Source organism: Nitrosomonas sp. PY1, from assembly GCF_022836435.1.
Lineage (GTDB): Bacteria > Pseudomonadota > Gammaproteobacteria > Burkholderiales > Nitrosomonadaceae > Nitrosomonas.
In genome coordinates, this window is sequence record NZ_BQXC01000001.1 from 1628268 (window position 1) to 1643230 (window position 14963).

A 14963-nucleotide genomic window follows, 5' to 3' on the forward strand; every position below is an offset into this window, starting at 1 on the left:
CTTCTCTTTCGGCAACGATTTCAGCTCTTATAAAAATTCGTTGAATAACAGGAAATCAAAAATGATACCTCTCATTAAAGCATTCTTTGATTCGGCAACGTGGACGATAAGCTACGTTGTTTTTGATGAGCCAAAGGGAAGTTGCGCTATTATTGATCCAGTTCTGGACTACGAACCAAAATCAAGTAGAACAAGCACCCGCTCAGCCGATAAACTGATTGAATTTGTTAATCAACAACAATTATCTGTGGTATGGATACTTGAAACACATGCGCATGCAGATCACCTATCATCTGCAGATTATCTTAAGAATAAACTGGGTGGCAAAACTGCTATTGGTAATAATATCCCTATCGTTCAGAAAACCTTCAAAGCGATCTTTAACATGGGCGAAGAGTTTGTTACGGATGGCCATGATTTTGATCACCTATTTGCTGATGGCGAATTATTCCAGGTGGGTAAATTAACAGCTAAAGCTATCTCCGTATCAGGTCATACACCTGCTGACATGGCTTATCAATTTGGCAATGCCATCTTTGTAGGTGACACACTTTTCATGCCGGATATTGGCACTGCTCGCGCCGATTTTCCGGGCGGCAATGCATGTCAGTTATTCAGGTCTATTCAAAAATTACTGGCTTTCCCACCGGAAACAAGGCTATTGATGTGCCATGATTACCCGCCCGCCAATCGCTCTGCCGAATGGGAAAGCACAGTTGCACAACAACTTGCTCATAACATCCACGTACATCATGGCATCAAAGAGGATGAGTTTGTAACAATGCGTAATAAACGCGATGTCACGTTAGAGATGCCCAATTTGTTATTACCCTCGATCCAAGTAAACATCAGGGCCGGAAAATTACCGCCGGTCGAAAAAAATGGCGTTGCGTATTTCAAAATACCAATCAACCTTATTTAATCAGAATCTTCCAGGGATATTGCTTCATTCTAAAGGCCTCTGCATAACTGCGTAAATTGGGTTTTGACTAATGAGAGAAATATCCAAATGACAGTTGTTACACGTCATTTTGGTAGAAAGTGAAATTTTCTCTTTTTCAGAAGAGGTTTCCTCCCTTATGCAACATCTGGACGGATTGTTCCCTTCAATGGTTGATCTACGAAGACTTGAGGCATGCTGTCAAAAATGGAATCGATGTGTTTAAGGAGCGAGTAGATATGCATAATACTGCTGCGAAAATTGTACAGGCTACTGATCATTAACCGCAGCATTATTTTCATCAATGTGTACAATGGAGCTAGGCGAGAATGGCTATTCTACCGTTGATAATCAATCATGATAATGAATCGTATTTTATGTGAGGAGGCTCCATGTCGATATCCAAGTACCCTATTATAGACGACCTGGAAGTTCCTGAATTGATGTTCAATTCATGGCAAGAAACCGTAAATCTTATGGCTGAAATTTTCTTGATACCTACTGCGCTCATTATGCGAGTCCACGCAAGAGACCTTGAAGTATTTACTGCAAGCGGCAATAAGGAGAATGTTTTTCGACGAGGTGTAAAATCACCTTTAGATATGAATCATTATTGCGAAACTGTCATGACTACGCGAAATGAGCTGCTAATCCCCAATGCACTTAAAGATCCCAAATGGAAAGAAAATCCCGAAATTACCCTTGGCATGATTTCGTACTGTGGCTTGCTGCTTACTTGGCCTCACGGAGAAATCTTTGGAACTATTTGCATACTCGATAATAAGGAAAACGCCTATTGTCAACAATACTTTCAAATATTAAAGCGCTTCCAACAAAGCGTACTTTATGGACTGGAAACCATTTACCAGAAAAATTATTACGCGAAAGAAGCGCATACAGCCAATGAAAAACTTAATATCATGTTGCAAGCATTGGAACAAAGTCCCCATGCTATTGCCATCACTGATATGGAACTGAATATTATCTACACCAACCAATGTTTTGAAGAATTACCTATGTCTTTCAATAATGAAGCATCTGATAAGATGCTGGAGAGATTATTAAAAAATCAAATTTCTAACTTGACTGAAGAAGTTATCCGACGCGAATTACTTGCCAATAATTATTGGGAAGGGGAAATTCAAAATCTGGATAAGAACAACTGCCAACATTGGGAACATATACGAATCAGCAGTATTCTGGATAGATCTGGAAGCCCCAATAACTATCTGCTGATCCGAGAAAACATCACCGAACAAAAAATACATGAAGACAAGCTCCGCCAGCTTGCATTATTCGATCAGTTAACTGGATTACCAAACCGTAGGCTGATTATTCATCGGTTAAACCAACTAATCGAAGATGCTCAAAAGAATGGGCAAAAAGTAGCTGTTATTTTTCTCGACTTTGATAATTTTAAAAAAAATCAACGATACCATGGGACACGAGAGTGGTGATGAATTGATCGTTAATATCGCTGGTCGGATAAATACCATCCTCCGTACAAGCGATACACTGGGTCGATTTGGGGGGGATGAATTTATCATCTTGATGAAAAATACGAGTGATATTTCGTCTATTCAACAGCTAATGATCAGAATTAGTGATTTATTCAGCAAAGGTTGTCAAATTAGGAATCGCAATTTCCTGATATCTGTAAGCATGGGAATTGCCATTTATCCTGAAGATGGCGACACTCCGTCGCTTTTGATTAAAAACTCAGATACGGCAATGTATCATTCCAAACAAAATGGCAAAAATACCTATACATTCCATACAAAATCGATGAATCAAATAGCTGAATATCAAGTAAAGCTCGAAGAACAGCTTAATAAGGCTTTGCAGCTTCACGAATTAAAGGTATTTTATCAGCCTCAAATTGACATCGCTTCAAGAAAATTAATTGGATTTGAGGCGTTAGCACGCTGGCATAATTCAGAATTAGGTGAAGTTCCGCCAGATGAATTTATTCCCTTAACGGAACAAACTAATCTAATCGTTCAGATCGGTGAATTTGTTTTGGATCAAGCATTGATGCAACTTTCAATCTGGCAGAAGATGCAAGGCCAACCATTAAAGATGGCAATTAATTTTTCGCCACGCCAATTTTACGATCCATCATTGTTCAGTATGATTGAAACCACACTGGCAAAACACAAACTCAGTGCTAATAGTTTGGAAATCGAAATTACCGAAGGACTATTAATGAGTAAAAATTCACATGTATTTGATACACTGACCCGGCTCAGAGCGTACGACATAATGATAACTATGGATGATTTTGGTACGGGTTATTCCTCATTAAGCTACTTAAACCGATATCCATTCAACATGATTAAAATCGACCGCAGCTTCATCAAAAATCTAACAACCGATACACAGAGTCAGCACTTAGTTAGTTCTATCATCACCATGACACATGGCATAGGTTACAAAGTTACTGCTGAAGGCGTTGAGAATGTAGATCAGTTGAATATTTTATCTCGACTTCAATGCGATTATGCACAAGGTTATTATTTTGGAAAGCCCTCGTCTGCAGAAGCCATATGCCAAAAATATTTGTGAAATATGCTGTCAATTTAGCGTCAAACGCATGTATATATAGAAGTTTTTTCTAAAAAGATAACCGTACACTCAGATTAAATATTCGACCACGACGAAACTGGCGTGCAATTTCATCACCTTGCATGATAACTACATCATCATCCAAAAGATTATGTGCGGATAATTGACCGGACAATCCTTTATATAAATTCTGGCTCACAACGAAATCAAGCTGATTGAAAGGTCGCTCATATTTATCCGGCGCGCCTCGTATTCCTGCCGCCATGATTCTTTCACTGGCAACGTTATACAGTAGAGTTGCTTGTGTTTTCCAAACGGGATTGTCATAGCCTAATTGTAAATTCACAATATGTTCAGAATGTCCCTGCAAAGGTCTATTGTTGGTTGTTTGCGCTTGCAAGTTTTCGGCATTGAGTTGCGCATTCGATAAAGACCACGTGTAGTTCCCTCCGATGTAAAAATGATGCAGCGCCGGATGAATAATATCGAGTTTTTTCATCAATTCCAACTCTACCCCATAAACCTTACCTTTATCGATATTCTGGTAAGTATTGAGGCCAGCCGTTCCTTGAACAGCGATCAATTCAATCGGATTCGTCAAATCTTTCCAAAAGAAACCAGCAAATATATTTTCGGTTGGAGACAAATAATATTCCCAACGTGCGTCCCAATTGGTAATAGCTGTCTGTTTCAATTTTGGATTACCGATTGTTTCCTGATTAGTGTTCATATCAAAAAATGGTGCCGCTGCTAATTCTCTAAAATCTGGTCTCGACAATGTTTGACTAAACCCTGCGCGCAGTTGCTGTTTATCACTCAGGAAAAGCGTCGCCACAACGGATGGCAACATATCCACTCGGCTGAGTGCAGCCGTTGTCGCTTGGCCATTACTCAACACGGTATGTACTTTCTGATCGTTATCTTCCCAACGCAATCCACCAGTAATGTTGAGACGATCATATGACAATAAATCTACCTTACCATAATAAGAAAAAAGGTTTTGGGTAGCATGATATTGATCGCTTTTACGTGTCACATCTCTAAGCTGGTAGCCATTGGGACCTATATACCGGGGAGTCAAGATGCTCTCCAAGGAAGGCTGTGAATATACCTGAGAGTTATTAGCGTCGGGCCCGAATCGGAAAAAGCTGAATCGTTGGGAACCGGCTTCTCTATTTCTAGACTGATCAATAAAGCCGCCACTAAAGGTGACTTTATGTTGATGTGACAGTTGCAACGGTAATTTTCCATCAACGCGCCAGCTATTATCTTTATCGGTCAAGTTTGAGTACGAAAGGGTATTACTGTCGACCCGCTGAGCAAAAATAAACTGCCCCGTTTGTTGACTCTCATCGTAACGGTAATCGCGAGTTTTGGGCTCGTCTCGCTTGGCTGTGGCATCGGTATATAACCAGTTAATCGTAAAATCTTTCAATCGATCAAACCGGTGTTCGCCACCAAATTGATTCATCAATAACTCGTTAGAAAAGAATCTTAATCGTGTTTTCCGAACATCGGTCGTTTCAGCATCGGTAAATCCTTGCGAAATTCTTGCTTCATCAATGGATTGGCGCAAAAACATCGTTCTAGCAAAGAGCTTATGCGTATCTTTGTATTCCAATTCCGTCGCTGCATAGCCCGTTATGTGGATCTCACGTAAGGAACGCTGCACATCGAGGTCTTGAACTTTTGTTAAAGACTCGGAAACATATTCACGATTGATTTCATTCTGCTTCCTAAACTCTTGTTTCCAACCACCTGCGGCAATATAGCCCAATCTAAAATCCCCCAGTGAAAAACTATCTCCCATGGAAGCTTGGAAACCCGTATCCGGCGCTTGTTTTTTCTTTTTCACATCCCAAACACCGGAGATATCCTCACCCATGCTTTCAAGCTGAGTCGAAGTAACGCCATTGGGATTAAACACAGACGCCGGTTGTAAATTCCCATTCTGAGTCGCATCAGCAATCGAATCCGGCAATGCGCGCGCACCATCATCATAACTGGTAAAATCTATGCCTCCGCCTTTATAGGTCAAACCATCTTGAAAGGTCGTTCGATCATTGATACCCACTTGCAGATTAGCATTAAAGAAAAATTGATCCGGTATGCCACGGGTGCGCATTTCTATTGTTCCACCAGCAAATTCCCCTTGTCTATCGGGCGAATAGGTTTTTTGCACCAGCACGCTTTCAAGAATATTCGTTGGAAATAAATCGAGTGGAACAACCCGACGGGTAGGGTCTGGGCTTGGTATTGCAGCGCCATTGATTAGCGTAGTAGAAAATCGTTCTCCTAAGCCACGAATAAAGATAAACTGGCCGCCCACCAAAGTCAGCCCCGAAGCCCTCCGCAATGCAAGAGCGGCATCACTATCGCCCGCCCGGCTAAATTGCTCAGCGCCTATAACCGTTGCAACCGATGTTGCCGATTTCTGTTCCTCAATCACCGAAGCAATGGTACCGGCCAAATGCGGTTCTAATACCACGTATTCAGCCAACTCAACACCGGCGGGTGTAAGTTTAAAATTCAGATTCGTTTTGAGATCTTTTTCGATCTTAACTTCGTCTTGCGTTTGACTGCTATAAGCGCTATGCAGCAAAGACACGCTATAACTTCCAACAGGTATCGTAGCCAATAAGATACCGTGCTCGTCGGTACGGAATTTTTCTTTCAGGCCACTCAAAAACACTTGCGCATCTTTAACCGGCTTCCCGTTTTCGACCGAAACTACTTGCACTCGCAAAAAACCCTTGCCCAAATCGCGCTTGACGATATCATTGCCATCCGCACCAGCGATTGTGCCAGCAACAGAGCTTTCAATATTCAATAGCGGTTTTTTACTCCCTGAAAAGAAAGTCACTAGTATTTGCACATTCTCAACCGTGCGCAGCGGTAATTTAAAAGAAAAGCTTTGATCTTTGGTTTTGATATGGATCTGGTAGGAGCCGGGCGGCAATTTTGCTGCCAGACTACCGTTGACATCTGTTTTCAGCGGCGCATTATCTGCCGCTTTCCAGCTATAAGTCGAAGGGGATGCTTCAAAAATAAGCTTTGCGGTAGTTTCCTCAGCCGATTCGCTACTAATAATCAATTCTGCATCTTTGATCGGAAGACCATCTTGGAATAGATGAATGGCAAATTCCGCCATGTCTTGATTGGCTTGTGCATAAATGGACGAACTTACTGTCAACCCAACCAGCGGTATCATTACAGTCCTAAAGAAATAACTTACAATTTTCTTGCTATTTAATTCTAAAAAATTCTTTATATCAGCGTTCATGAGGCAAATTAATCCCTTCTTCACGGCCACACTATGTGCTCGTGAAAGTATTTTTATGATTAATGGGTAGATTGTTTCTAGCTAAGTACTAGCGCGATGAAGAGAAAATAGAAATGTCATTGATGATAGTAATCTTCGAATTATGTACATTGCCAAGGTTCATCTTTGCAAATCTCCATCAAGCGACGCAGTTCGGTACCCTTCCGGAATAACTCTGCATTGGTCAAATGGTCCAAGTGTTTAGCCGCTTGTGGAAAGCGTCGATTAGAAAAATAGGCATATGCCAAGGCATAGCGCACATCTTGGTCTTCTAGCAATCCAGTACGGTAGAGACTGGCTTCCATATTGGCAGCACCTTCAAATCGCTTGAGCGCCAATAATATGGATAGCCGCTGTTTAAGCTTTACTTTCTGATCGTTGATACTTTCATTCAGTGTCAACGCAACATGAAAGCGTCCTGCACGTCGATAAAGCTCTGCGGCTTCCGCTTGTAATTTTGGATTAAGCAAAGCTGCTTGTTCGAGAATAAAAGCCGCTGAATTAAGCTTGCCTTGATCCAGATAGGTATGCGCCAGAAGTTTCGCAACCATTTCATTGTCTGGAAACTGTAATCTTGCCACTTCCAATATATTGAGCGCCTCGGCATATTCCTTGCTCATTCTCAGCGCATTTCCAAGCGCAATATAATCTGCAGCAGAGGCTTCGGAGCGTTTCAAGAAATCCCGCCCTAACCGCACAGCCTCCTGATAAAGTCCTAATTCCACAAAATAAAACACTTGGCGCTTTTGAAAACGAAAATCAGTAGGAAATAGCCGTTGCCCTTCATTTAAAGCATTAATGGCGGCACCGACATCTTGCAAATGCCAATAGGATTCCGCTTTCATACTTAGTAATGTGGGATTTGTATTGACCTGATTCCCCGCTTTCTGAATAGCATCAACGGTATTTTGATAGTCTTTCAATCCAAAATAGCTTTGAGCCAAATGAACATAAATCGCTGGGTCATTCTGTCCATTTTTGATTGCAAGCTGCAAGCTGCCTTTAGCCGCTTCCAGATCATTCAGGCCCATGTATGTCAAACCTTGCAGTGTATAGAACCGCGCCAGATCAACCTTCTTATCTTCCAGATCAACGCTTTGCAAAGCCAGTAATGCTCTGTCATGATGACCATCTCTGAGCATCACCGCAGCCAGTTCAATATGATCGATTCCATCTTTTGGTTCTTTTGCCCAGCTAAAATTGCTACAACAACTCAGCAATAAGACGGTAATGAAAAAAATCCGGTAGTTCATGATTATTTAAACTATTATGCTCATCCACCTATCAAGACAGATCGAAGCGGATCTTTTGCTTGGCCCAAACTCTCACGGTGTCACCCTTATATTTGGCCGGCTCAAAATGCCATGAGCGAATACCCTGCAAGGCTGCTGTATCAAAAATACCGGATGGACTCGATTCCAGCACTTGCACCTGATTGACCGATCCATCGGTCTCTACCAGTACTGACAGCACAACATAGCCTTTGATACCGTTTCGTTTAGCAGTTGGTGGGTATTTAAACGCCCCCCGTGTAATTGGCTTGGGCGGAATGTCGACCAAATCGGCCGTCATGACTGCATTACCAGTCTTGCCTAGCAAGCGATCGTCTAAGTCCCCGCCTTGGCCACTATCAAGCCCTAGCAACCCTAGATCGATGCCAGACAAAGCAGTATCCAGACCTTTAAAGGGTGCCGGTGCCTGAGGGCGAGCTACTTGTTTCTTAGGTTCTATTTTTTTAATTTCTTTTTTAGGTTCCTGTTTAATTTCTTTATCGATGCTGATTTCAGTCACCTCTTGGGGAAGCGATTTCTCAATCTTTCCCATAAAGTGGTTCATCAACACCACCAATCCGAATACCAACACCAAACCAAACAACATCGCAACACCCCCTGCAATGTGTTGACTCATTTTCATCGTTCCTGTCATCATTTTGATTTACCCCGCTTCTTTTTTCGTTGCAACACCGACACTTTCAGCGCCGGACAATCTTGCTTGATCGACCACTTCCACCAGTTTTCCCGCAGGTACACCTTCATCCGTCACGACCAAAACTACCTTGCTGCTCGATGTGCTCAACAAATCACGTAATTTGCTCTGTATCAACCACAAGCGAATCGGCTCACCATCCATATAAGTATCGCCATTACGATCAATAAACAGGCGAATCGCCTTACTGGATGCGGTAACTGCACTACTGGCTTTGGGTCGTTCCAATTCCAATTTCATATCTTTGACAAAAGTCGTTGTTACCATAAAGAAAATCAACAAAATAAAAACAATATCGATCAGTGGCGCCATATCGATGGTGGCTTCGGCTTCAACGGGTTCTTGATTTCTCATAAAATTATGCTCCGTGTGATTGTGATGGCTGCGTTTGATGACACAATAGATCTTTTACTTGTGCGAGATCTTGTTCAATCTGCTGTTGCTTGCGGTTTAGTATGCTATGCACCAATAAACCTGGGATAGCCACGGTCAATCCCATTTGTGTAGTAAACAGTGCTTGCGAAATGCCACCGGCAATGCCACCCGATTGAGAATACAATGTCATGGTAGCCAATGAATCGAATGTCTCGATCATGCCAATTACAGTACCCAATAATCCCAACAGCGGCGCAATGAGAATCACTACTCGCACCAGCACTGAAAATTTCCCAAGCTCTTTCTCATAACCATAGAAAGCCGCATCCAAGTGGCGTCGCAAATTTTTAACGCCTTGATGCTTGAGTTGGAGACCTTGTTGTATGGCTTGTACAACGATATTGCTAGACAAAGGTGCATCGCGCTGCTGCTGATAGTACTGCAACAGATCGCGAGTACCCATGCGCTTAGGTTTGGGTTGCTTCATCAGCCAAAAACGATATCCCAATCCATACCACAACAATAAGATACAGATCATCAGCGGTGGCATTACAACACCACCTGCTGCAAACAGTTCTTTGATCAATACGATAAGTTCTGCAATCGTCATATCAGGCCGGGTATGGAGTTAAAGTAATAGAGCTTTCGGATGATTTTTCCATAACCTGCTCAGTACTACTTCCACCTAGAAATACGTTGATTATCCGTAATGCCGAATATTCCATATCGCGTTTGATGCTGCGCGACCACGAAGTCAACAACGAGCCCAACAATAAAGTCGGGATGGCGACAATCAAGCCCAATTCTGTGGTAACTAAAGCAATCGCAATGCCCTCAGACAGCAGCTTTGGATCGCCGGTACCAAATTCAGTAATCATGTCGAACGTTTCGATCATGCCGGTCACGGTCCCCAACAAGCCCAGTAATGGCGCTATCGAAGCGATGACAAGAATAGCTGATCCAAAACGATCTAGCGGACCGGATTCCTGCAAAATCGCTTCATATACAATGCTCTCCATGTGATCACGATCATCTTTCAAATGACGCAGTGTATAGTGCAATACTCGACCAATTGCTGACGAACCATCTTCGCATTGCTGTTTTGCAACCACCAAATCATCGGCATCCAATTGCTGAAGAATCTGCTGCGTCATATACTCGGTATCTGCGCTATTACTGCGCAACCAATAGCTCCGGGCCATGATCAGCAGTAAAGCGATAAACCCCAATATCACAATGACCCAACCGATCGGTCCACCCGAATCGATGACGCTCTTGATGGTTTTTTCCGGTGTTTCTTGCACTGCATTGGTACGTGACTCGAATAAGTACAATTGCAGCGCATCAGGTTGTTGATCGTTATCCAAAGCCGCAGCAGTCTCAGCACCCGAAGTTTTCCATATCTTAAAATCTCCACCACCCGCTGGTACTAGGCTCCCCTTACCTTCCGGGCTAACACCAAAAGCTGCGATATTGCCTAAATGAATAATATTGCCTTGCGTTTTTTTGCCATTTTCCAGATAAAAATGACCGGGCCTAGTTTGAATCGCACTCAATTCACTCAACAGCGTCAGTGCCCGTGTAAAAAAGTAACCTACTTTGTCTAGATCTCTATTTTTGCTATCTTTAAGCTCGATTGGCATCTCGATCGCATGATTTTTCAGTGTGGATTCAGCTTGTAGAAACATTGTTTCCAATGCATCATTGCGCTCGGTAACTGCCGCTTCTTTACGCTCGCTTTCGGTTAGCTGGCTAGTCAATTGATCGATCTTGGCAGAACGCTCCACGGATGCGCGTTCCAGTACTCCAATCTTGCTTCCCAGTGCTTGTTCCTCGCGACTCGCGCTAGCTTGATAATTTTTCAATCGATCGATTAATTCACGTCTTTGTGCTTCCAAGAAAGCATATTCACGCTTGTATGCAGTTTCCAAATCAATCTGTTTGGGCGCATTATTCTTTTTCTTCGGTGTTGTGGTTTCGTTGCTATCTCCACTAGCCGTTGCGGAAGCTTTTTCAGTTTGCTGTGGATTATTTTGTGCTTGAGCATGCGCTGAAACAAAAATGCTACCGAGTAGTAATCCAATGATGATGTTTTTTTTCATTTTCTTAACGGGTTCGGAATTTCGAAATAGCCTTGACGAATTTGTTTCTTCAAGGAATCGAACAAGATTTTGATACGCTCTACATCATCGGCACTATTGACCACTTCAAATTTCCAGTTACCTTCTGTCGAGCGTTTAGCCATACCGCTACGGTTATCCCTCGTTTGAAAAAAAAGAAATACCGTGCCCAACTTGGCAATATCCACCAGCAAATTCTCCCCATTCAGTTCGACGGTTTGCTGATAAATACCATTTTCCTTACTCAAACGAACCTCGTCTTCCACCAAGGCCCATGCCTGATTGATCGCTTTATTGGGGTCGATTAGCTGATTATTGATACTATTTTCAAGATTGGTGACCGCTTTAAGCCGGTCGTCCTTTTTGAATGGAAATCCTGCTTGAATATAATTTTTGTAATCATTCAAAATCGTTAGTAGCACAGGCTTCAGCTTATCGCTTGATTGTTCCGCCTTTTGGGTACTTTCTGTTAATTTTTCGAGAGAGTTTTGCAGCTTTTCAACACTCAGCTTTTGCCTTCTTTCTTCCACGCTCAAATCTGCCAATTGCGAATTCAATGCCACCGTCCGGCTGCTATGCTTTTCTTTTTCCATATCCAGCTGTATTTGCAGCGTTTCGACTTCTCCACGAATCTTAGCCAATGATTTTGCAAGATTTTCCAAGTTATTGGCCATTGATGGAAAAGATAAAAGAATCAATGCAATCAATAAAATACCACTTGAAACACTTCTAACGATACGTATACCCATATACTATTTGATGAAATTAAAATTACAGGATGTCGGATCAAAAATATCAAATACCTGTGATAGTCGACATTACGAATACTATCGATTGAATATGTCACTTTAATGACGAATTTATGTCAGCAAAGTAACTGCCTTTGTGCATACCTACTTGATTGATAGCACTACTAATATCAATCAGCCTATGAAGCAGAATTAGAATTAGCCACTGTAAAATAACTGACACGGTAATGTCATAAAACTGCAATGACTTATTTATAAGATGGCAAAAATTTGAATTATTATTTATTGATTATTCATGGAGCAAGTCATGGTTGTAACAATTCTACTGGTTGAAGATGAAGTGGCGATTCAAGAACTTATCGCGCTAAATTTGAAACGTGCTGGGTATTCGGTTCTCTGCACCGAAAGAGCCGATCAAGCCAAATCACTAATCAATAATGTTTTACCGGATTTGGTATTGTTAGACTGGATGTTGCCCGATGTAAGCGGACTGGAATTTGCTCGCAAACTCAGGCAAGAAGAGCGTACTCAATCGATTCCTATCATTATGCTGACAGCCCGCACTCAGGAAAATGACAAAATTTCCGGATTGGAAGCCGGCGCCGACGATTACATCACCAAACCTTTTTCACCCCGCGAATTACAAGCCCGCATCAAAGCGGTGCTGCGCAGGCGCTTACCGGAAATGTCCGAAGAAATCATTGAACTCGGCGGATTAAGGCTTGATCCGTCCACACATCGAGTGCATGTCAGAAATAATAACGGTTCATCACAACTGACCGAAATTAATTTGGGTCCCACCGAATTCCGCTTGCTGCATTTTTTGATGGCTTACAAGGATCGCGTTCATTCCCGTGCGCAACTATTGGATCGAGTGTGGGGAGATCATGTGTTCATCGAAGACCGCACTGTCGACGTACATATCCGTCGGTTACGCAAAGTTTTAGAAGCCGTTTGCAAAGAAAGCTTAGTGCAAACGGTGCGAGGCACGGGTTATCGATTCTCGGTCGAATACCAAGAGCCAAGCATAGGGTAGCGAAGAAACCAAAATCTGAACGGAACCAGAATGTTTTATTTCTGGTCCATCCCAGTACATCGTGGGCTAGATAGTCCTTGCGCCAATCAGCATCAAATAGCGAATACAATTCATGTTATAGTAACCAGGTACATACAATGTACATAAAATTGTTATTTTTTATAACTACTAAGGAAAAACATTCATGAAATATTCAATTTGTTTTATCGCATTATTTTTTGCAATTTCGCTGGCTGCTTGTGGCAAACCAACCGCACCTGAAAGCGCGAGTTCTGATAACTATGGAACAACGCACGAAGGCAAGCCAGCCGAAGGTCGCAATGAACTTCCAAGTAATAAATAAGTAATCAACAGACTACTTAGATAACTTCTTTAGTTTTTAAGTAAGTATACGTTTTAATATTATGAGTCAGTATTAGAAGTTTTCTCCAAATGACGATTGGAATCATTAATCAGAATCATCATTCAGAAACTTCCAGGCAATACCTGTAGGAATGCTATTTCTGTTCCTACAGGCGCTAAGACCCTAAGATTCTTATTGTAGATAAGTTTTCAAAAAATAATTTCCGCTTTTTTTCGCCCACGCTCCTCATTGACTGTAGTCATTAGCAGAAAACCACTTATAAAAAAACCTAAAGTGCTAAGTAATGCTATGCGGTGGTCGCCTTCAAACCAATAAACCATTCCACCATACGTGATTGGGCCAATAATTGCGGATAATTTCGTTGCTAACCCCCACAATCCAAAGAACTCTCCTTGCCGCCCCAAGGGAGTTAATTTCCCTACCAATGCACGCCCTGCAGATTGCGCACCACCCAACGCAATACCGATTAAATTCGCCGCAACCCAAAACAGCATACTGTCCGTGGCATAATAAGCACAGGCAATGGCTCCCGACCAGATCAACAAAGTAATCATAATGCAACGAACCGAACCAAATTTATCTTGCAAATAACCGAAAAATAAAGCGCCAATTGCAGCCGTTATATTCACCACTATAATCAAGACAATCGTGTCTTGTGTCTTGAATCCCATAACTTCTTGCGCATATACAGCAGCCAGCACAATCACGATATGAATCCCGGCATAATATGTCGTTAACGCTAACAAGAACCGAAATAAATCGGCGTATGCGCTGGTATCCCGCAATGTTGTTCTTATGCGCGTAAAACCCGCAGTCAGAATCTGCGCAGTGATGGGTATTTTCTGAATAGCACCCCTCTCTCGCAACCACAGAAGTGTCGGTAATGCAGCTAAACCAAATATAACAGCAACAATCAAAGTAGAAACCTGAACATAATGCGTAGCATCGTATCCCTGCTGTTCTGCATAAGTCACGTAACCGAGACATAGTATCAATGTGAACAAACCGCCTAAATAACCCAATGCCCAGCCATAGCCAGACAACCTCCCCATCGTTTCTACATCGCTGATTTCCGGTAAAAAAGCAGCAATTAGATTTTCACCACTGGCAAACATGAAAGTAGCTAAAACAACCAGCACGATGGCCCAATAAATATCGCCAGGCCCAATTGTACTAAGTAGCGCTGTAAACAATACACAACCTACGGTTGAAATAAACAAAAAACGCTTTTTAGTACCCGAATAATCCGCAATGGCGCCAATCACGGGCGCACTGACCAATACCAATGCGTTGGCAGCAGCCATTGCGAGCGTCCACAGTAATGTCGCTTGATCATTACCTTCCTCTCTCGCGACTACCCCAACGAAATAGGCATTGAAAACAGCAGTCAAAATGACTGTGGTGTAACCCGAGTTAGCAAAATCATACATACACCAAGCAAAGCGCTCGCGTTTCGTAACCGGGTTACAATCATGATAGGATGACATGCTATATCCGATTAATCAC

13 protein-coding genes are annotated in these 14963 nt (G+C 42.3%); 5 read left to right on the forward strand and 8 right to left on the reverse strand.

Going from position 1 to position 14963, the window contains the following annotated elements; translation table 11 throughout:
* Window positions 1–61 precede the first annotated feature (61 nt).
* The 3 genes from W03_RS07575 (at window position 62) to W03_RS07585 (ending at window position 3505) form a co-directional block, all read left to right on the forward strand.
* Window positions 62–922, forward strand: coding sequence for an MBL fold metallo-hydrolase (locus W03_RS07575; protein ID WP_244072393.1), 861 nt, complete (start codon window positions 62–64; stop codon window positions 920–922).
* Between the two features lie 410 nt (window positions 923–1332).
* Window positions 1333–2397: a diguanylate cyclase domain-containing protein gene (locus W03_RS13385; RefSeq protein ID WP_279600022.1), complete on the forward strand. Its 1065-nt coding sequence runs from the start codon at window positions 1333–1335 to the stop codon at window positions 2395–2397.
* The gene (locus tag W03_RS07585; protein WP_279600023.1) at window positions 2378–3505 is read left to right on the forward strand and encodes a bifunctional diguanylate cyclase/phosphodiesterase; all 1128 of its coding nucleotides are present in this window, start codon (window positions 2378–2380) and stop codon (window positions 3503–3505) included. Before W03_RS13385 ends, W03_RS07585 begins: the two co-directional genes overlap by 20 nt.
* 49 nt (window positions 3506–3554) lie before the next feature.
* On the opposite strand, the gene W03_RS07590 is transcribed toward W03_RS07585, so the two are convergent.
* The 7 genes from W03_RS07590 to W03_RS07620 form a co-directional block, all read right to left on the reverse strand.
* A complete protein-coding gene (locus W03_RS07590) occupies window positions 3555–6788 on the reverse strand; it encodes a TonB-dependent receptor (RefSeq protein WP_244072394.1) in 3234 nt (1077 codons plus the stop codon).
* A gap of 140 nt (window positions 6789–6928) precedes the next feature.
* Window positions 6929–8080 (reverse strand): lipopolysaccharide assembly protein LapB, encoded by a 1152-nt coding sequence (locus W03_RS07595; protein WP_244072395.1) that lies wholly within the window; start codon window positions 8078–8080, stop codon window positions 6929–6931.
* A gap of 31 nt (window positions 8081–8111) precedes the next feature.
* Window positions 8112–8735: an energy transducer TonB gene (locus tag W03_RS07600; protein WP_244072396.1), complete on the reverse strand. Its 624-nt coding sequence runs from the start codon at window positions 8733–8735 to the stop codon at window positions 8112–8114.
* Window positions 8736–8762: 27 nt separating this feature from the next.
* Entirely contained in the window at window positions 8763–9167 is a 405-nt protein-coding gene (locus W03_RS07605) for a biopolymer transporter ExbD (protein ID WP_244072397.1), read from the reverse strand.
* A gap of 4 nt (window positions 9168–9171) precedes the next feature.
* Window positions 9172–9798, reverse strand: a complete 627-nt coding sequence (locus tag W03_RS07610) for a MotA/TolQ/ExbB proton channel family protein (RefSeq protein WP_244072398.1) — start codon at window positions 9796–9798, stop codon at window positions 9172–9174.
* A gap of 1 nt (window position 9799) precedes the next feature.
* A complete protein-coding gene (locus W03_RS07615) occupies window positions 9800–11290 on the reverse strand; it encodes a MotA/TolQ/ExbB proton channel family protein (RefSeq protein WP_244072399.1) in 1491 nt (496 codons plus the stop codon).
* Window positions 11287–12057, reverse strand: coding sequence for a DUF3450 family protein (locus W03_RS07620; RefSeq protein ID WP_244072400.1), 771 nt, complete (start codon window positions 12055–12057; stop codon window positions 11287–11289). The genes W03_RS07615 and W03_RS07620 overlap by 4 nt, the downstream gene beginning before the upstream one ends.
* A 307-nt stretch (window positions 12058–12364) precedes the next feature.
* Between W03_RS07620 and phoB the strand changes: the two genes are divergently transcribed.
* On the forward strand, window positions 12365–13093 hold the full coding sequence (gene phoB, locus W03_RS07625; protein ID WP_244072401.1) for a phosphate regulon transcriptional regulator PhoB: 729 nt from the start codon (window positions 12365–12367) through the stop codon (window positions 13091–13093).
* Between the two features lie 184 nt (window positions 13094–13277).
* The gene (locus W03_RS07630) at window positions 13278–13436 is read left to right on the forward strand and encodes a hypothetical protein (protein ID WP_244072402.1); all 159 of its coding nucleotides are present in this window, start codon (window positions 13278–13280) and stop codon (window positions 13434–13436) included.
* Between the two features lie 209 nt (window positions 13437–13645).
* Here the strand turns inward: W03_RS07630 and W03_RS07635 are convergent, their stop codons facing one another.
* Window positions 13646–14944 (reverse strand): MFS transporter, encoded by a 1299-nt coding sequence (locus W03_RS07635; protein ID WP_244072403.1) that lies wholly within the window; start codon window positions 14942–14944, stop codon window positions 13646–13648.
* Between the last annotated feature and the right edge of the window lie 19 nt (window positions 14945–14963).